The 18,119-nt window shown below is 62.4% G+C and carries 14 protein-coding genes; 4 read left to right on the plus strand and 10 right to left on the minus strand.

All coding sequences use genetic code 11. The features are described 5' to 3' along the window. Window positions 1–97 precede the first annotated feature (97 nt). From LB568_RS12485 to LB568_RS12495, 3 genes are all read right to left on the minus strand, one after another. The gene (locus LB568_RS12485; RefSeq protein WP_013895746.1) at window positions 98–748 is read right to left on the minus strand and encodes an OmpA family protein; all 651 of its coding nucleotides are present in this window, start codon (window positions 746–748) and stop codon (window positions 98–100) included. Window positions 749–902: 154 nt separating this feature from the next. Then, window positions 903–1,271 carry a GFA family protein gene (locus LB568_RS12490; RefSeq protein ID WP_013895747.1) on the minus strand — a complete coding sequence of 123 codons (369 nt, stop codon included), beginning with the start codon at window positions 1,269–1,271 and terminating at the stop codon, window positions 903–905. A 106-nt stretch (window positions 1,272–1,377) separates the two neighbouring features. After that, window positions 1,378–2,268 (minus strand): LysR family transcriptional regulator, encoded by an 891-nt coding sequence (locus LB568_RS12495; protein WP_224730277.1) that lies wholly within the window; start codon window positions 2,266–2,268, stop codon window positions 1,378–1,380. A 104-nt stretch (window positions 2,269–2,372) separates the two neighbouring features. On the opposite strand from LB568_RS12495, the gene LB568_RS12500 reads away from it, so the two are divergent. After that, window positions 2,373–3,242 carry an NmrA/HSCARG family protein gene (locus tag LB568_RS12500; protein ID WP_224730278.1) on the plus strand — a complete coding sequence of 290 codons (870 nt, stop codon included), beginning with the start codon at window positions 2,373–2,375 and terminating at the stop codon, window positions 3,240–3,242. A gap of 76 nt (window positions 3,243–3,318) precedes the next feature. Here the strand turns inward: LB568_RS12500 and LB568_RS12505 are convergent, their stop codons facing one another. The 5 genes from LB568_RS12505 to LB568_RS12525 all read right to left on the minus strand — a co-directional run bounded on the left by LB568_RS12505 (window position 3,319) and on the right by LB568_RS12525 (window position 9,664). Continuing rightward, window positions 3,319–3,696 carry a hypothetical protein gene (locus LB568_RS12505; RefSeq protein ID WP_224689758.1) on the minus strand — a complete coding sequence of 126 codons (378 nt, stop codon included), beginning with the start codon at window positions 3,694–3,696 and terminating at the stop codon, window positions 3,319–3,321. Between the two features lie 312 nt (window positions 3,697–4,008). Continuing rightward, window positions 4,009–4,431, minus strand: coding sequence for a GFA family protein (locus tag LB568_RS12510; protein ID WP_224730279.1), 423 nt, complete (start codon window positions 4,429–4,431; stop codon window positions 4,009–4,011). A gap of 33 nt (window positions 4,432–4,464) precedes the next feature. Beyond that, window positions 4,465–5,596 (minus strand): peptide chain release factor 2 gene (gene prfB / locus LB568_RS12515; RefSeq protein WP_150111225.1). Its coding sequence is split into 2 segments (ribosomal slippage): window positions 4,465–5,529 and window positions 5,531–5,596, totalling 1,131 coding nucleotides; the frame shifts between segments, so codons are not numbered across the junction. Between the two features lie 150 nt (window positions 5,597–5,746). After that, window positions 5,747–8,191 (minus strand): penicillin-binding protein 1A, encoded by a 2,445-nt coding sequence (locus LB568_RS12520; RefSeq protein WP_140573560.1) that lies wholly within the window; start codon window positions 8,189–8,191, stop codon window positions 5,747–5,749. A 213-nt stretch (window positions 8,192–8,404) separates the two neighbouring features. Continuing rightward, window positions 8,405–9,664 (minus strand): N-acetylmuramoyl-L-alanine amidase, encoded by a 1,260-nt coding sequence (locus LB568_RS12525; RefSeq protein ID WP_224730280.1) that lies wholly within the window; start codon window positions 9,662–9,664, stop codon window positions 8,405–8,407. A gap of 651 nt (window positions 9,665–10,315) precedes the next feature. Between LB568_RS12525 and LB568_RS12530 the strand changes: the two genes are divergently transcribed. Next, complete coding sequence (locus LB568_RS12530; protein WP_224730281.1) at window positions 10,316–13,309, plus strand: Rne/Rng family ribonuclease; 2,994 nt, start codon at window positions 10,316–10,318, stop codon at window positions 13,307–13,309. Between the two features lie 104 nt (window positions 13,310–13,413). On the opposite strand, the gene LB568_RS12535 is transcribed toward LB568_RS12530, so the two are convergent. Then, window positions 13,414–14,415 (minus strand): glutaminase, encoded by a 1,002-nt coding sequence (locus LB568_RS12535; RefSeq protein WP_224730282.1) that lies wholly within the window; start codon window positions 14,413–14,415, stop codon window positions 13,414–13,416. 4 nt (window positions 14,416–14,419) lie between these two features. Beyond that, complete coding sequence (locus LB568_RS12540; RefSeq protein WP_224730283.1) at window positions 14,420–15,568, minus strand: pyridoxal phosphate-dependent aminotransferase; 1,149 nt, start codon at window positions 15,566–15,568, stop codon at window positions 14,420–14,422. Window positions 15,569–15,715: 147 nt separating this feature from the next. Between LB568_RS12540 and LB568_RS12545 the strand changes: the two genes are divergently transcribed. Then, a complete protein-coding gene (locus LB568_RS12545; RefSeq protein ID WP_224730284.1) occupies window positions 15,716–17,107 on the plus strand; it encodes a M48 family metalloprotease in 1,392 nt (463 codons plus the stop codon). A gap of 64 nt (window positions 17,108–17,171) precedes the next feature. Then, a complete protein-coding gene (locus LB568_RS12550; protein ID WP_224730285.1) occupies window positions 17,172–17,993 on the plus strand; it encodes a DsbA family protein in 822 nt (273 codons plus the stop codon). Window positions 17,994–18,119: the final 126 nt, after the last annotated feature.

Genomic DNA, 18,119 nt, shown 5'->3' on the forward strand with positions numbered 1-18,119 from the left:
AAATCGCTAAAATAGAGCGCGCACTTAAACAAAACGGCTCGCGTGGGAGCCGTTTTGTATTGGCTTGCCGAACAGGTCGGGGCGCTTACCGGACAGATCAGGTGAGCGGCGAAAGCTGTATTTCGACGCGGCGGTTCTGGGCGCGGCCCTCGGACGTCGCATTGGAAGCGACCGGACGCGTCTTGCCGAAGCCGGTGACGGCGAAGCGGCGCTGATCGACGCCTTGGCCGGCCAGATAATTGGCGACCGCCAGCGCACGACGCTGGGACAGATCGAAATTGTGCTGGTCGCCACCGGTCGAATCGGTGTGGCCGAAAACGTCGACCGTGGTCTGCTTGAACTTCTTCAGCACCAGCGCAACCGAGTTCAGCACCTGGTAGAAGCCCGGCTTCACCGCATCCTGATCCGAATTGAAGGTGATGTCGGACGGCATGTTGAGGATGATCTGGTCGCCGCTGCGGGTGACGCTGACGCCAGTGCCCTCGAGCTGCCGACGCAACTCCGCTTCGTTCTGATCCATCGTGGCGCCGATGGCGCCGCCGGCCAGCGCGCCGATGCCGGCGCCTATCAGCGCATTGCGACGGTCATTGCCGCCGGCAAGCAGACCGAGGCTGGCACCCGCCAGGGCACCAAGACCGGCACCCGCGGCCGTGTTGGAAATCTTCTGGTCGCCCGTATATGGATCCGTAGTGGTGCAGGCGCTCACGAGCAAAGCCGTCGCCACGACGACGAGCACGGTCTTCTTCATAGATGGTCCCTCTCCAAGTCGCGCCTTTTCGACGGCGCCAAATCAGCCCTTGCCGCGACTTGTACCATGAAATGCGGCGAAAAGCGGAACGGGAAAAATCGCCTGCAACGGCTTTTTCCCTGGAGCCGGTCGGGTAACGAACCGTGTTGGCTGGCTACCAGAGATTCTTGCCGTCAATGACCACCACTTCGACTTTGTCGAGATCGAAATCATCGAACAGCCGTGAATTGACGCTGATCTTCGGATTGTCGAAATCCGGCTCGCCGGTGGACCAGTCCGGTGTTTCGGTGAAAGTGCCGCAGCCGCAGATGGCGCAAAACCCATGTTTTACGGTTTTCGATCCCCACTGATAGAAGGAAACCTTGTTCGGCGGCGTGATGAGCTTGAACTGCGAGGGGATGTAGTAGGCCCACAGCGAACCGCGCTTCGAGCAGAACGAACAGGTGCATTGCGTCACCGTTTGTGGGGCCTGCGAGACCTCGAACATTGTCGCCTTGCAGTGGCAGCTTCCCTTGATGGTCATGAAACATCACCTCTCCGTTGGCCGCCGCCCCTGCAACAGGGCACCATAAAGAAGCGATGCTGACAACTGTCCGTCAGCAGGCTACGGCTGAAGGCAACCTCGGCCTTCACCTGCCAATATAGGCGGCCAGTTCGTCCGGCGTCCCATTTGGGAAAGCCTGTTTCAGGAAGTCCAAGAACGCCGATACGCGCGCACTGAGCAGCCGCCGAGATGGGTAGAGCGCCCATAGAGAGATCTCGGGGCCGTCGATATCTCCCCAATTCACCAATGTGCCGTCAGCCAAGTCGTGGGTCACCAATGAAATGGGAAGCCGTCCCGCACCGACGCCGGCTCGCACCGCGTCCCGGACCATGATGAGCGTTGACAGCGTGAGGACAGGCTCGACTGTAATCGTCGAGCGGCCAGCTTGTGTCTTCACGTGCCATGTTTGCCGATCGCCTGGGCCGCGGGCAACGCTAGGAGCGGCGAGTCCATCTGTCGTGCGAGGAAGGCCGGGGCTTGCCACCACGACCAGACGGTCGCGCAGAAACGCCCGTCCGACCAGGCTTTCGTCGGGATCTGGATTGACTCGAATTGCCAGGTCATAACCTTCCTCGATCATGTCCACATACCGATCCTCGGTCGTGACCTCCAGCCTAACCTCCGGATACTTAACGGCAAATCCCGCGGCTATCCTCCCCATTGCGGTCTGAGAAAAATGGAGAGGTGCACTGATCCGTAATCTGCCCTTGGGTCTCTGACCGCCCGAGGCAATCGCCGCCGCCGTCTCGTCCAGTTCGGCAAGCAACGTCCCCGTCCGCTCGAAGAGGGCCCGTCCTTCCTCGGTCAGCTTCAAGTCACGCGCGCCCCGTTCAAACAGGCGCAGATCAAGACTGCTTTCCAACTCTCCAACGCGCCGGGACAGCGTTGCCTTGGGCCGGCCGGTGGCCCTTGCCGCCTTGCCGAAGCCAGCATGGCGGGCAACGAGATTGAAATCCGTGAGGGCAAGAAGATCCATGGCGTGTTCCACCAGTGAGACGATGCGTCTAAATTTTCCGCCTATTTGGCGCTTTGTGAGCCACACATATGGGAGGCGTCAAGCACCCCAACAGGAGAAATTTCATGACCATTCTCGTTACCGGCGCCACGGGCAACATTGGGCGCCAAGTCGTCGACCACCTCGTCAAGCGCAACGCCGATGTACGTGCCCTCGTCCGCGATCCGTCGAAAGCCAGCTTCCCGGCAGGCGTATCCATCGTGCAAGGCGACTTTCTCGATGTCGATTCGCTGCGCAAAGCCATGTCTGGAGTTTCCACTCTGTTCCTCTTGAACGCCGTGGTACCGGACGAGTTCACCCAGGCCTTGGTCGCGCTGAACGTCGCCCGATCGGCCGGCATCGAGCGGATCGTCTATCTGTCGGTGATCCACGCTGACGTCTACGTGAACGTGCCGCACTTCGCCGGCAAGTTCGGCGTCGAACGGATGATCGAGCAGATGGACTTCAAGGCCACGATCTTGCGCCCGGCCTACTTCATCCAGAACGATCTGATGGTCGAAGACACCATCACCGGCTACGGCACCTACCCAATGCCGATCGGCACGAAGGGTCTTGCCATGATCGACGCCCGTGATATCGCCGAAATCGCCGCCCTTGAGCTGTTGCGCCGCGAACAGTCCGCGGAGCCACTTGCGATCGAACGGATCAACCTCGTCGGTCCGCAGACACTGACCGGGACGGATATCGCCGCAATCTGGTCAGACGTGCTTGCCCGGCCGATCAACTATAGCGGCGACAACACAGAGGGCTTCGAGCAAAACCTCAAGCAGTTCCTGCCCGCCTGGATGGCCTACGACATGCGCTTGATGGGCGAGCGCTTCTTCACCGACGGGATGCTGCCGGAAGCCGGTGACGTCGAGCGCCTGACCGCGCTTCTGGGCCGCCCACTGCGCCCATATCGCGACTTCGCCTCAGCAGTCGCGGCCTCCGCGTGAGGCAACAACGTCACAGGCCAGCCATCTCAGCAAGGTTGTGGAACGATGGCTGGTCTTCCGATGCATTTGTCACAACCTAAAAAGAGCGCGGCGGGACGAACAGGCAGATCGTCCTGCCGGCATCGAGACCGCCTTGATGAGCGCACCAGTGAAACTCGCCGTCAGGGCTGTCCTTGATGCGCTTGTCTGTCATGGGAACGACCTCGCCGGTGCCGGCGATCACATAGCCTTCGGGTTTCTCCAGCACTTCCCCGGTGTGTGTGGCACGACAATCATAGTTGGCACAGCAAGCGAATGGATAACTCCAGCCTTGCGGCTTTGCCGCCGTGGGCTTGGCGTCATGGGCAAAGGCAGCTGGCGTAAGCATCGCGAGCGCACCGATGGCGAGCAGGGAAAACATAAGTCGGCCAGCCGGCTGAACGGCTCTGGCCGATCGGAATGTGGCAGCAGACATGGAAACGTTCCTTTCAAACGAGCATCAAGCGTTTCGCTTGCCCGTTCCCGGAACGTGTCTTCCCAGTGGCCGGATCGTCAGGTCGCAGATATGCCGCGTCCGGCCATAAATGCTTTTTCTCTCCCAGCCTTTGGATGCTGGGCTGATTCCCTGGTAGGCGCAAGAAGCTGCTGCTATCGGCGATATCGCCGTGCAGGCGCCAACCCTCTGCGATTGCTGACGAGATTCAGGCCAGGTTCCACTCCCGGCATGCGAGTTTCGACTAACGGGCGAGCAACGAAATAACGGCGATCGGCCCGAATCGGTTCCAGCCTATCGAGCGTCGGAGCCGACGATCACGTGCTCTTGATATTGCGGCAGGTCGTCGGTGATGTCGAACCAGGCCGCCTTGGAGCCGACGAAAATGTGCGCGGTCGGACGGATGAAAGGATCGTCGACAAGGGTTCCCATCGGCACATGGAAAAAGGTTCCTTCGCGGACGAGCGAATAGAGCAATGAGCCGCACAGTCCGCAGTGGGCGTCATGAGCGCCGCTTTGATCGCCGAAGATCAGGAGCTTGTCCTCGCCCTTGACGAGGGCCAACTTGTCTCGCTCGATCCCGGCAAAAGGTTTGAAGGCCGAACCGGTGGTCCGCCGGCAATTCGAGCAGTGGCAGTTGGCCGCGTAGACGAATTCGTCGGCGACGTCGTAGCGCACTGCTCCGCAGAGGCATTTTCCCGAGAGCCTGCGTGCCATCGTCGGTTCAGCTCCGTCGTTCAAGCGGCTGCTCTAATCCAGATCCGCCACCACTTCACCCGCACCGCCCTCGATGCGTTGCGACAGCGAAGCCTCCATGAAATCGTCGAGGTCGCCATCGAGCACACTGGAAGGGCTGGTGCTTTCGACACCGGTACGAAGGTCCTTCACCAGCTGATAGGGCTGCAGCACGTAGGAGCGGATCTGGTGGCCCCATCCGATATCGCTCTTGGACGCTTCGGTCGCGTTGGCAACGGCTTCGCGCTTCTTCAGTTCCTCCTCATAGAGGCGCGAGCGCAGCATCTCCCAAGCCTTGGCCTTATTCTTGTGCTGCGAACGCTCGGCCTGGCAGGCAACCGCGATACCCGTGGCGATATGGGTGATGCGCACGGCCGAATCGGTGGTGTTGACGTGCTGGCCGCCCGAGCCCGACGAGCGATAGGTGTCGATGCGGACGTCGGATTCGGACACGTCGATCTCGATCGTGTCGTCGATGACCGGATAGACCCAGACGCTGGCGAAGGAGGTGTGCCGGCGCGCATTGCTGTCATAGGGCGAAATGCGCACCAGGCGATGGACGCCGGATTCCGTCTTCAGCCAGCCATAGGCATTGTGGCCCTTGATCAGCAAAGTCGCGGACTTGATGCCTGCTTCTTCGCCGTCATGCACTTCCAGCACCTCGACCTTGAAGCGGCGGCGCTCGGCCCAGCGCGTGTACATGCGCAAAAGCATCGAGGCCCAGTCCTGGCTTTCGGTGCCGCCCGCGCCTGCGTGGACTTCGAGATAGGTGTCGTTGGCGTCGGCTTCGCCCGACAGCAGTGTCTCGACCTGGCGGGCTTTCGCCTCGCCCTGCATGGAGCGGAGCGCGGCCTCGGCCTCGGCGATGACGCCTTCGTCGCCCTCTTCCTCGCCGAGCTCGATCAGGCCGATATTGTCCTCCAGCGCCTGCGTCAGGCCCTTGACCGATGCAATGCCTTCCTCGAGGCCCTGGCGCTCGCGCATCAGCTTCTGCGCTTCCAGCGGTTCGTTCCATAGGCTGGCGTCCTCGGCGCGAACGTTCAGGTATTCAAGCCGCTTTATGGCCTGATCCCAGTCAAAGATGCCTCCTCAGCAGGGTTATCGCCTGCCTGATCTCGTCGACAATATTCTGCGTTTCCGCGCGCATGGCCTGGTATTTTGTCCTGTTGCTGAAGTGACACTTCGGTCGGCGCGATACATAGGGACGGCGCCGCCATGTGTAAAGCGAACATGTGCAAAGCGAATGGGCCGGCCCCAGGGCCAACCCCAAGGCCAGCCGTGCCGACGACCGGACCCGTTAGTAGAGTCCGCCGCCGCCGTCCTGGATGGCCTGGTTGGCCTGTGGCGACAAGGCGCCGCCGGAGGCATTGGAGCCGTCGGCGCCCATGCCGATCACCCAATAGCTGTCGGCGGGGCCGGTGCCCGGCTTGAAGGCCTCGACGATGGTGCCCGGATCGCCCGATGCCGCCCGCATGCCGGTCTTGCGGTTGATGGCGATCAGGTTCATGCCATCGGGAACCTTGAAGTCGACATTGGGCGTGCCGTCCAGCGCCACGCGCATGAAATCCTTGAAGATCGGGGCCGCGAGACCGCCGCCGGTGGCGCCATGGCCAAGGCCGCGCGGCGTGTCGTAGCCCATGTAGAGGCCGACCACGAGGTTCGGCGTGTAACCGATGAACCAGGCGTCCTTTTCGTCGTTGGTGGTGCCGGTCTTGCCGGCAATGTGGCGGCCGAGCTCACCGATGGTGGCGCCGGTGCCGCGCTGGACGACGCCTTCCATCATCGACGTGATCTGGTAGGCGGTCATCGGATCGAGAACCTGCTCGGAATTGTCGACCAGTTCCGGCTCCGGCTGGTTCTTCCATTCAGGCGCGTTGCAGCTTTCACAGCCACGTTCATCCTGCTTGAACACCGTCTTGCCGTAGCGATCCTGGATGCGGTCGATCAGCGACGGTTTGATCGACTTGCCGCCATTGGCCATGATCGAATAGGCCGAAACCATGCGCATGACGGTGGTCTCGCCAGAGCCAAGCGCCATCGGCAGATACGGCGCCAGATGATCGTAGACGCCGAAGCGCTCGGCATATTCAACGACGAGCTTCATACCCATGTCGTTGGCAAGCCGCACGGTCATCAGGTTGCGCGACTTCTCGATGCCGGAGCGCAGCGTCGCCGGACCGGCGACGGTGCCGTCATAATTCTTCGGCGTCCAGGTCGTGTTGCCGCTCTGGATGGTGATCGGTCCGTCCATGATCACCGAGGCCGGCGTGTAGCCATTGTCGAGCGCGGCCGAATAGACGATCGGCTTGAACGAGGAGCCCGGCTGACGCATCGCCTGGGTGGCGCGGTTGAATTCCGACTGCGAATAAGAGAAGCCGCCGACCATGGCCAGTACGCGGCCGGTGTGCGGATCCATGGCGATCAGGCCACCCTCCACCTCGGGAACCTGGCGCAGGCTGTAGGTGTTGTCGGAGCCTTCGTTCTTCTGCACGAAGATGACGTCGCCTGGCTTCAGCACGTCGGCCGGTGATTTGGCCCTGACTGTCTTGCCATCGACCAAATGGCGCATGGCGAAACCCATGTCGTCCTTGCTGACGGTGCCTTCGACGCGTTCCTTGACGATCTCGCCCGACGCCTGGCGTGCGGGCTGCAGGCCGATCGACAATCCAGTCGCCGAACTGTCGAGCACGACGGCAAGCGACCATTCGGGAACGTCCTCCAGCCCCTTGACGGCGCCCAGCGAGGCGCCCCAGTCGCCAGACACGTCGATTGTCTTCACCGGCCCGCGATAGCCGCGCAGCGTGTCGTATTTCATCAAACCGTTCTGCATCGCCTTGCGGGCAATGAGCTGGACCTTCGGGTCGAGGGTGGTGCGAATGGACAGGCCGCCCTCATAGAGCGCGTTCTCGCCGTAACGGGCGATGATCTGCCGGCGAACCTCTTCCGTGAAATACTCGCCGGCGAAAAGGTAGGAGCCGGTGCGGCGCGGGGCAACGCCAAGTGGCTCGGCCTTCGCTTTCGCACCCTCTTCGGGAGTCACGTAACCGTTCTCGACCATCTGGCCGATGACCCAGTTTCGCCGCTCAAGCGCCCGATCGGCATGTTTGAAGGGATTGTAGTTGGCTGGGCCTTTCGGCAGCGATGCCAGATAAGCGGCCTCGGCCACGGTCAATTCGTTCACCGACTTGTCGAAATAGGTCAGCGCGGCGCCAGCGACACCGTAGGCGTTGAAGCCAAAGAAAATCTCATTGAGATAGAGTTCAAGGATGCGATCCTTGGAATAGGCCTGTTCGATGCGAAACGAAAGGATGGCCTCCTTGACCTTGCGTTCCAGGGAGCGCTCGTTGGTCAGGAGGAAGTTCTTGGCAACCTGCTGGGTGATCGTCGAACCGCCCTGCATCGGTCCACCCGAAACGTAAGTGAGCGCCGCCCGGCCCAATCCCGTTATGTCCACGCCAGGGTGATTGTAGAAATTCTTATCCTCGGCGGACAGGAAGGCAGCCTTGACGCGATCGGGGATCGCCTGAATCGGCAAATACAGGCGCCGTTCGCGCGCATATTCCGCCATCAGAGAGCCATCCGAGGCATGGATGCGGGTGGTCACCGGCGGTTCGTATTTGGCCAGCACTTCGTAGTCAGGCAGATCCTTTGCCACATGGCCGATGTAAATCGCAACGCCCGCCGCGACCAGAAGGGCCAGCGTCGTGCCGATGCCGAAGAAATAGCCAATGAGACGAATCATACCCGCTCCAGTCCTTGGTTCGGGAATTTCCTAAACGAAGCCGCCTTCCGCGCAAGCTTTCGTGCCGGGCCCAAACCGTAATCGAAAACCCATGTCGCCGCCATGTGGACAAAATACGGCAAGGCCTTGTTTCGTGGCCGCGTGCTGGAAATAAAGGCATCGGGTGTTGTCATACAGCAACGCCGCCTCTGGTTGCAGGCGTGGCCAGGCATGTCAGCCTCCGGTTCCGGTTCCGGCACGGGCGGAAGCAAAAAGCGCGACGGCGTTGGTGATGCTTTGCGCGGCTTTGTCGCGCCAATCGGCGTTGAGCAGCTGCGCCTCGTCCTTGGCGTTCGAGAGATAGCCGAGTTCGACCAGCACCGATGGCACGTCTGGCGCCTTCAGCACCTTGAACCCAGCGGAACGCTGCGGATTGTTGATGAGGCCGACGCTGGTCGAAAGCTGGCCGACCAATGTGTGGGCGAAACTCATTGAAAAGGTGTGCGTCTCGCGGCGGATCAGGTCGATCAGGATGTCCGTCACCTCCTTCTTATCGTCCTTGATCACCATGCCGGCGAACTGGTCGGAGAGATTTTCACGGTCGGCCAGCGCCTGCGCCTCGGGATCCGACGCCTTGTCGGAAACCGTATAGACGGTGGCGCCGCGGATGCCCTTGACGCTGATGGTGTCGGCGTGGATCGAAATCAGCAGATCGGCCTCATGCTGCCGCGCAATGCGGACTCGGTCGTCCAGGCGCAAATATTCATCGCTGTCGCGGGTCATGAAGACATCGTATTTGCCGGCCGCGGCGAGCTTGTCGCGCAACTCCGTGGCGAAGGCGAGCGTGACGTTCTTCTCGATGGTGCCATTCAGGCCCTCGGCGCCGCCATCGACGCCGCCGTGACCGGGATCGATGACGACCGTGAAGCGGTGCCCGGGATTGGAGACGGGCCCGGTGCCGACCCGCCCGCCCTTGTCGGTCGAAACCGTGGAGCCGGTGGTCAGCGCCTGGTTGGCAAGGGCTGCATCGAACTCGCGCGCGGAGGCCGCCGACATGTCGATGGCTATGCGGTAGCCGGTGCCGTCCTCGTCCTTGAGCACATCGAGCTTGTCGACGGCGAACGGCCCCTTGCCGGTGAGGATCAGCCGCGAAACGCCGTCGCCGAGTTCGCCCAGGCGCACACCCCTGACCAGACCGCGCGGCTTCAGATCCTTGGCATCGATGGCCAGTCTGGTGTTCGCCAGGTCGATGACCAGACGATTGGGAGCACGCAGCAGGAACCATTTGATGTCAGGCTCGCGATCGAATTCCATGACGATGCGCATCTTGGTGGCATCGCCCGCCATCTTGTAGCCTTTCGCCACCAGCGGCGCATCGGCGGCATTGGCGACTGGGGAAAGGGGGGAACAAACCACCAGCAGCAAGAAACAGAAGGCGCCGAGAATCCGGCCGCCGACACGACATCCCTTGTCTGCGAGGTCTGCCAGTCCCATCTCTCTTCCAGTCGCTCCCGGTTTGGCGCCCGGCGCCCGCTCGTTTCGTCGAAGTGCCGGTTAGGCCGCGAACTCGATTAACGATTGGTATCCAGAGAAGGTTAACCAAGCCTTTTCATGCAGGGCTGGAGCCAGGTTTACGCTACGGAACTGCTTTTTGCCGGCATCGGAAATCGGGGTTGCCTTCCACCCCGCCAAATCATAAAAGCGATAGTGGATCACTGCAATCCTGGAACCGCCCTCCTCCGCAGCTTCCTGCTACAGGGTCAGATGAAAGGCGGCTCCTTTCGCTTCACGCGAAAAGGCTTCAGGTGATCGCGACGAATTTCGCAGGTGTGCGCCCGTGGCGGGGGAATCGCCTGCGTGAGGAAAACGGCCGGGTTTGTTCCCGCGCCGGCTCTGTACGAGCAAACAAGCTGGTCCGGTTTCCGGGCTTTGGTTCAAAGGTTCTGCTGGTGACGATGGCTTCAAGCGCAATCATGGAAAGGTCCGCATCAAACCGCGCCAATATGGCAGCGGGCGGCACCGCCATGACACGCAGGCAGCGTCCGGCGGACGTTCAATTATCCGGCACCCATATTCATCCAGACACACAGCAGCGGGCGTTGCCCCGCCAGCTGCGGCTGACGGCTGCCGGGGGGAAACGAAATAATGCCCAACAAAATGCTGATAGACGCCTCCCACCCGGAGGAAACACGAGTTGTCGTTGTACGCGGTAACCGTATCGAAGAATTCGACTTTGAATCCCAGGACAAGAAGCAGCTCAAAGGAAACATCTACCTCGCCCGCGTAACGCGCGTCGAACCTTCCCTTCAGGCAGCCTTTGTCGAATATGGCGGCAACCGTCACGGTTTTCTCGCCTTCAGTGAAATACATCCCGACTACTACCAGATCCCGGTCGCCGACCGTCAGGCGCTGCTGCGCGCGGAAGCGCAGGAGGCCGAGGACGAGGAGAACGAGGATAGCGAAGGCGAGGATCGCCAGAGCCGCGATCGCGGCCGGCGCGGACGCCGGCGCGGCGGCAAGAGCCGCGACCGCGGCGAGCACCCGCGCGATGCAGGCGGAGCCGAATCCGGCGAGGCAAACGAAGCCGCTGACGAGGCAAGAGAAAACGGCGACAATGGCGCCGATGCCGTCGCCGAGGACACCTCCAACGTTTCCGAGACCGTCGAACACGCGGCGGATACGTCGGCGGATGCCGATGCATCCTCGCATGACGAGGCTTCTGCCGAGCAGGAGGAAAGTGAAACCCGCGAAGGCGGCCCCACTTCGATCGCCGCCTCCGTCGAAGCCGATGTGATTTCCGAGCCCGTCTCGCAGGCGGACCAGGGCAGCGAAGCCACCTCCGCCGACAATGATCGCGGCATGCTCGAAGAGGTGTCGTCCTCGCACCCGGACGATCATGAGATCGAATCGGTCGGTGCCGAAGATGCGCTGGAAGAAGTGCGCAACCGCCGCAAGCCGGTGCGCCGCCAGTACAAGATCCAGGAAGTGATCAAGCGCCGGCAGATCCTTTTGGTGCAGGTCGTCAAGGAAGAGCGCGGCAACAAGGGCGCCGCACTCACCACCTATCTGTCGCTTGCCGGTCGCTATTCCGTGCTGATGCCGAACACGGCGCGCGGCGGCGGCATTTCCCGCAAGATCACCAGCGCGGTCGACCGCAAGCGCCTCAAGGAGGTCGTTGCCGATCTCGAAGTGCCGCAAGGCATGGGCGTCATCCTGCGCACCGCCGGCGAAAGCCGCACCAAAGCCGAGATCAAGCGCGACTACGAATATCTGATGCGGCTTTGGGAGAACGTGCGCAATCTCACGCTTCAGTCCACCGCCCCTGCCCTCGTCTATGAGGAAGGCAGCCTGATCAAGCGCTCGGTGCGCGACCTCTACAACAAGGATATCGACGAGATTCTCGTCTCCGGCGACGAAGGCTACCGCGAGGCCAAGGACTTCATGCGCATGCTGATGCCGAGCCACGCCAAGGTGGTTCAGCCGTTCCGCGACACGACGCCGATCTTCGTGCGCAACGGCATCGAGGCGCAGCTCGACCGCATGTTGCAGCCGCAGGTGACGCTGAAGAGCGGCGGCTACATCATCATCAACCAGACCGAAGCGCTGGTCGCCATCGACGTCAATTCGGGCCGCTCCACCAAGGAGCACTCGATCGAGGATACGGCGCTCCACACCAATCTGGAAGCGGCCGAGGAAGTCGCGCGTCAGCTCCGGCTGCGCGACCTTGCCGGCCTGATCGTCATCGACTTCATCGACATGGAGGAGAACCGCAACAACCGCTCCGTCGAAAAGCGGTTGAAGGATCACCTCAAGAACGACCGTGCGCGCATCCAGGTCGGCCGCATCTCGCATTTCGGCCTGATGGAAATGTCGCGCCAGCGCATCCGCGCCAGCGTGCTGGAATCGACCATGAAGCCCTGCCCGCATTGCGGTGGCACCGGCCATGTGCGCTCCGATTCTTCGGTCGCGCTGATGGTGGTGCGGGCGATCGAGGAATTCCTGCTCAAGGATTCGCGCAGCCACATCACGGTACGCACGCCGGCGGCGACCGCACTCTACGTGCTCAACCACAAGCGCGGCACGCTGGTGGAACTCGAAAGCCGCTTCGGCCTGACCATCACCATCGAGGCCGACGATGCGGTTGGCGCCCAGCACTATGCGATCTTCCGCGGCGCGCTGGCCGAAAAGCCCGAAGGCTTTGTCGAGTTGCGCAGCCTGCCGGCCTATGTCGAGCCGGAAGAACCCGAGGACGAGGTCGTCATCGAGGAAGACGAGGAAGCACCGGCTCAGGCCGAGCAGCCAAGGCACGCCCAGCCATCGCAGCACCAGCAGCCCAGGTCGGGTGAGCCAAGGTCGGGTGAGCCAAGGTCTGGCGAACCCAGGACGGGCGAGCCGAGGTCGGGCGAGGACGGCGAAGGCCGCGACCGCAAGCGCCGCAAGCGCCGCAGACGGCGCGGCGGCAAGGATCGCGACCGCGAACATGGCACCCCGACGGACGGCTCGTCCATCTCCGCACCGGCCGGCGATTTCGCCGAATCGGCACATGAGGCGGACAATGACGACACCGAAACGGACGATGCCGCTGCGATCTCTGCCAGCGCGTCCGACGAGGCGGTACAGGCTTCCGATGACAGCCAGGGCAAGAAGCGCCGGCGCGGCAAGCGCGGCGGCAAGCGCAATCGTCGCGAGGACGGTGAAGGCGAGACCGAGGCCGAGGCCGGCGAAGCCGCCGACGCCTCGGTGGTCGATGCCGCTGAAGCTGAGACGGTCGCTAGCGAAGCCGTAGCGGTTGAAGAAGCCGCGGCTTCCGCACCGTCGAACGACGACGCTCCAGCCGAAAAGCCGAAGAAGAAGCGCGCTTCAAGGGCAAAGAAGGCCGCGGCCGAAGTCCCCGCCGAGGCGGTGACCGAGGCAGCTCCGGAAGCTGCCGTCGAGCCCGCTCCTGTGGCCGATGCGACCGTCGTTGCCGAGCCGCCCGTTGCCGAAGAGGAGCCGGCGAAGGCCCGCCCGTCGCGGCGCAAGGCGGTGGCTGCGGATACTCCGGTCGTGCCGGTAGTCTCTTCGAGCGTCGCCGATGAGGCCAAGACCGAAGAAAAGCCGAAGCGTGCCGGCTGGTGGCAGCGGAAGGGCTTTTTCTAGGCCTTTCAATTAGTTGAGCTGATTCTCTGACAAGAAAAATCCCGCGCGATCGAAAAGATGGCGCGGGATTTTTCACATCCGGTGTTCCGATAGAGCGGGAAACGCTAAGGCGCGAAGATCGACCAGTTCATCATCCTGGCCAGCTTTTCCAGTGCGATCGAACCGAGCTTGGAGTTGCCGTTGGCATTGAGGCCGGGCGACCAGACGGCAAGCGAAGCGACACCCGGCACGATGCCCAATATGCCGCCGCCGACGCCGCTCTTGCCGGGAATGCCGACACGGAAGGCAAAATCGCCGGAGCCGTCATAATGGCCGCAGGTCAGCATCATGGCGCCGATGCGCCGTGCTCGCTCGGCCGACACCACGGAATGCCCCGTCGCCGGGTTCTTGCCGCCATTGGCGAGGAAGCGGCCGGCCATCGCCAGTTGCCGGCAACTCATGGCGATGGCGCAGTGATGGAAATAAACGCCTAGCGCAAGCTCCGGTGCATGATGGAGATTGCCGAAGGATTTCATATAGTTGGCGAGCGCAAAGTTGCGATAGCCGGTGGCGCGCTCGGACGCGGCGACCTCGCGGTCGATGATGATGGTCTCGTCGTCGGCCAGGAACTGGATGAAACGCAGGATCTCGCCAATCGCCTCGCGCGGCTGGTGGCCGGCGAGCAGGATGTCGGAAATGACGATGGCGCCGGCATTGATGAACGGATTGCGCGGAATGCCGTTCTCGTGCTCGAGCTGCACGATGGAGTTGAACGGATTGCCGGACGGCTCGCGCCCCACCCGCTTCCACAGCGCATCGCCGACATTGCCGAGCGCCAGGGTCAAGGTGAAGACCTTCGAGATGCTCTGGATCGAGAACGGCTGGTCGGCATCTCCCGCCACCAGCACGCGGCCACCATTGGTGACGGCGGCAATGCCGAATTTCCTCGGATCGACCTTGCCCAGTTGGGGAATGTAGGTCGCGACATCGCCGCGGTCGGTGCGCTCGGCCATTTCGGCGGCGACCTCGGCCAATGCCTGATCAAGTTTGGGGGCCTGATCAAGTTTGAGGGCCTGATCAAGTTTGAGGGCCTGATCAAGTTTGGGGGCCTGTTCGAGTTCCGGCATGGCGCTACCTCAACCAGCGTTCGAGGCGCGCCATGGCCTCGACCATGTCGTCATGGCTGCCGGCATAGGAAAACCGCATCGTGCGGTGCCCCGCCTGGGTATCGAAGTCGCGGCCGGGCGTCGCCGCCACATGGGCGTCCGCCAGCATCTTGCGCGCGAACGCCATGCTGTCGTTGCTGTGCCGGGTGACATCGCAAAAAGCATAAAAGGCACCATCCATGGGGGCGGCCAGCGGAAAGCCGAGCTCCGGCAGGCGCTTCATCAGCAGCTTGCGATTCCAGGCATAGCGGGCCTTGACCGCCTCCAGTTCTTCCGTCGCGGCAAAGGCCTCGATCGCGGCGATCTGCGACAGCTCCGGTGGCGAGATGTAGAGGCTCTGGGCGATCCGCTCGACCGGCCGCACCAGCTCCTCCGGCAGCACCATCCAGCCGATACGCCAGCCGGTCATGCAATAATATTTCGAGAACGAGTTGATCACCGTCACGCTGTCCCCGAAGGCGAGCGCCGTGGTGTCGGGGGCGCCATAGGTCAGCCGGTGGTAGATCTCGTCGGAAATGACGGCGATCCCCAGTGTCTCGGCCATATTGACCAGCGCCGACAGTTCGCCGGCCGGTATGACGGCGCCGGTCGGATTGGCCGGACTTGCAAACAGGACGCCCTTCAGCGGCTTCTGGCGATGCGCGGCCTCCAGATGGCCGGCATGCAGGTAAGCCGCGTCTCCAAGCTCGATCTCGACGACATCGATGCCGAGCGCCGCCATGATGTTGCGATAGGCGGGGTAGCCTGGTGCTGCGATAGCAACGCGGTCGCCCGAATCGAACATCGCCAGGAAGGCGAGATTGAAGGCCGCCGACGATCCGGTGGTTACCGCGATCCGCCCCGGCTCGACATCGAGCCCGTAGTGATCCGCGTAATGCCCGGCGATCGCCTTGCGCAAACCGGCCAGACCCAGCGCGTCGGTGTAGCCGATGCGGCCTTCCTGCAGGGCCCTGGCCGCTGCGGTGCGAACCCGTGCGGGCGCCGGATCGGATGGCTGGCCGACCGCCATGGAGATCACCGGCGCGCCGTGGGCCTTCAGCCGGTTGGCTTCGGCCAGCACATCCATGGCGTGGAACGGCTCGACATTGCCACGGCGTGAGAGCGAAACGACCATTTTATCCCTATCCCGACGGTTGAGCACGGCATGCCCTGGACGCATGCGCCGCACAAATGCCCGATTGGTGTGAGGATCACAAGTTGAGGAAGTTTTTCCGGTGCCGACTTTTCATCTTTCGCCCGCTCGTCTACCAGTTGACACGTCATGTTGAGCCGACCCAGATCGACCATTGCAGAGGTGGCGCGTGTTTTCGCGACACTTTCGCTCGGCCTCGCTGTCGCGGTGGCGAGTTCGGTCACCGCCTTTGCCCAGTCCGTGCCGGTGGTGCGCGACGCCGAGATCGAGGCCCTGGTCCGCGACTATGCGCGGCCGATCTTCAGGGCGGCCGGGCTGGCGAATGACGGCATCGACATCGTTCTGGTCAACGATTCCAGCTTCAACGCCTTCGTTACCGGACGCCGGCTGTTCATCAACACCGGCGCGCTGATGATGGCTGAAACGCCGAACGAGATCATTGGCGTCATCGCCCACGAGGCCGGCCACATCGCCGGCGGCCACCAGCAGAAACTGCGCGACCAGCTCGAACGCGCCAAGACCATGGCCATCATAGCCACTTTGCTCGGCGCCGGCGCCATTGTTGCCGGCGCCACCACCAACAGCCGCGGCCTTGCCGGCGCCGGCATGGGCGTGGCGGCTGGCGGCGGCGAGATGGCGCAGCGCAGCATCCTCGCCTATCAGCGCACCGAAGAGACGACCGCCGACCGCTCGGCGATCACCTATCTGAACGCCACCGGCCAGTCCGGCATGGGTATGCTGAAGACATTTGCCCGCTTCCAGAGCGCGCTGTCCTTGTCCGGCACGCAGGTCGATCCCTATCGTATCAGCCACCCGATGCCGCAGGAACGCATCGCCAATCTCGAAGTGCTGGTCAAGCAGAGCCCCAATGTCGGCAAGGTCGATCCGCCGGCGCTGCAGCAGCGCCATGACATGATGCGGATCAAGATTGCCGTTTACATGGAAGGCCAGGCGGCTGGGTCACGGCTGATGCGAAAGATGCAAGGAACGCTGGCCGGGCTATATGGCGATGCCCAGTCAACCTACCTTTACGGCAATATCGCCGCAGCGCTCGCCAAGACCAACGCCCTGATCAAGGCGCAGCCCAGGAATGCCTACTTCCAGGAGTTGCGCGGCGACATACTGATGAAGGCGAACAACCCCAAGGATGCGGCGGAAGCCTACGCCAAGGCGGTCAGCCTCGATTCGGCGCGGTCCGGCTTGCTGCCGGTCTCGCTAGGACAGGCGCTGATGGCCATCGGCACACCCGATTCGCTCAGGAAAGCCGTCGCGCAGATCAACAATGGTCTGGGGCGCGACAAGGAAAATTCCATCGGATACCGCTATCTGGCACAGGCCTATGGCGAGTTGGGGGACATACCGGGCGCCGAGCTCGCCACTGCCGAAGGTCATTTCTATTCCGGTAACTACAAGGATGCGAAGATATTCGCCATGCGGGCACAACAGCAGATGAAGCGCGGCGAGCCGCGCTGGATTCGCGCCCAGGACATCATAAACTACAAATCATCAGGCAAGATCTAGTGAACCCTCCGGCCATGCGCTGCGACATAGCCAGACCGGGAAACAGGCAAAAGGAACGAGAACAATGAAAAAGGCACTGCTGTTGGGCACCACGGGAATCGCTGTAGCCCTTGCGATGCTCGCTTTCGGTTTCGTCGCCGGCAACCCGCAGATCGCCAAGGCCGGCACGGCCCAGCCTGCTCAGACGGCTGAGCCTGTCCAGATGGCGGGCGCCGACACCAAGATCGACCGCGCCGAGGTCGAAGGCATCATCCGCGACTACCTCTTGAAGAACCCCGAGGTGCTGCTCGAAGTGCAGGACGCGCTCGAGGCCAAGCAGAAGGAAGAGCAGCGCATCGCCCATCTCGGCGTCATCAAGAACGCCAAGGACCAGATCTTCAACTCCGCCTTCGACGGCGTCGTCGGCAATCCGAACGGCAAGGTGACGATCGTCGAGTTCTACGACTACAATTGCGGCTTCTGCAAACGCGCCATCGAGGACATGCGGGCGCTGACCAAGACCGATCCGGACCTGCGCTTCGTGCTCAAGGAGTTCCCGATCCTCGGCCCGGATTCGCAGAAGGCGAGCGTCGTCTCGATGGCGTTCCACCTGATGATGCCGGAAAAGTACGGCGAGTTCCACAATGCGCTGCTTGGTGGCCAGGGACGCGCCACCGAGGCGGCCGCTATCAAGATCGCGCTTTCGCTCGGCGCCGACGAGGCGACGTTGCGCGAGAAGATGAAGGATCCTTCGATCCCCGAAGCCTTCTCCAAGACCTACGATCTGGCCAACAAGCTGTCGATCACCGGAACGCCGTCCTACGTCGTCGGCAACGAGGTCGTGTTCGGGGCTCTCGGACAGGATGTGCTGGCGGAGAAGATCGAGGCGGCGAAAGCCGCGCTTTGATCCGCCGCCGATTTTCATCACGGGTGCATTTCGGCCTGTTGTGGACAGTGAAAGAACGCACTTGCGCTCTTTCCGCGGGCGACTATGCCCGGTATAGAGGCCCAGCGCGCCGGCTTGACGCCGGCG

Origin of the sequence: Mesorhizobium sp. B263B2A (assembly GCF_020165775.1) — a bacterium.
GTDB classification, from domain to species: domain Bacteria; phylum Pseudomonadota; class Alphaproteobacteria; order Rhizobiales; family Rhizobiaceae; genus Mesorhizobium; species Mesorhizobium opportunistum.

Coding starts and splice junctions, on each gene's coding strand:
- LB568_RS12490 (WP_013895747.1), bottom strand. CDS start 1,271: ATGACCATCAAGGGAAGCTGCCACTGCAAGGCGACAATGTTCGAGGTC.
- LB568_RS12485 (WP_013895746.1), bottom strand. CDS start 748: ATGAAGAAGACCGTGCTCGTCGTCGTGGCGACGGCTTTGCTCGTGAGC.
- LB568_RS12510 (WP_224730279.1), bottom strand. CDS start 4,431: ATGGCACGCAGGCTCTCGGGAAAATGCCTCTGCGGAGCAGTGCGCTAC.
- LB568_RS12520 (WP_140573560.1), bottom strand. CDS start 8,191: ATGATTCGTCTCATTGGCTATTTCTTCGGCATCGGCACGACGCTGGCC.
- LB568_RS12500 (WP_224730278.1), top strand. CDS start 2,373: ATGACCATTCTCGTTACCGGCGCCACGGGCAACATTGGGCGCCAAGTC.
- LB568_RS12540 (WP_224730283.1), bottom strand. CDS start 15,568: ATGGTCGTTTCGCTCTCACGCCGTGGCAATGTCGAGCCGTTCCACGCC.
- LB568_RS12545 (WP_224730284.1), top strand. CDS start 15,716: ATGTTGAGCCGACCCAGATCGACCATTGCAGAGGTGGCGCGTGTTTTC.
- LB568_RS12525 (WP_224730280.1), bottom strand. CDS start 9,664: ATGGGACTGGCAGACCTCGCAGACAAGGGATGTCGTGTCGGCGGCCGG.
- LB568_RS12535 (WP_224730282.1), bottom strand. CDS start 14,415: ATGCCGGAACTCGAACAGGCCCCCAAACTTGATCAGGCCCTCAAACTT.
- LB568_RS12550 (WP_224730285.1), top strand. CDS start 17,172: ATGAAAAAGGCACTGCTGTTGGGCACCACGGGAATCGCTGTAGCCCTT.
- LB568_RS12505 (WP_224689758.1), bottom strand. CDS start 3,696: ATGTCTGCTGCCACATTCCGATCGGCCAGAGCCGTTCAGCCGGCTGGC.
- LB568_RS12495 (WP_224730277.1), bottom strand. CDS start 2,268: ATGGATCTTCTTGCCCTCACGGATTTCAATCTCGTTGCCCGCCATGCT.
- LB568_RS12530 (WP_224730281.1), top strand. CDS start 10,316: ATGCCCAACAAAATGCTGATAGACGCCTCCCACCCGGAGGAAACACGA.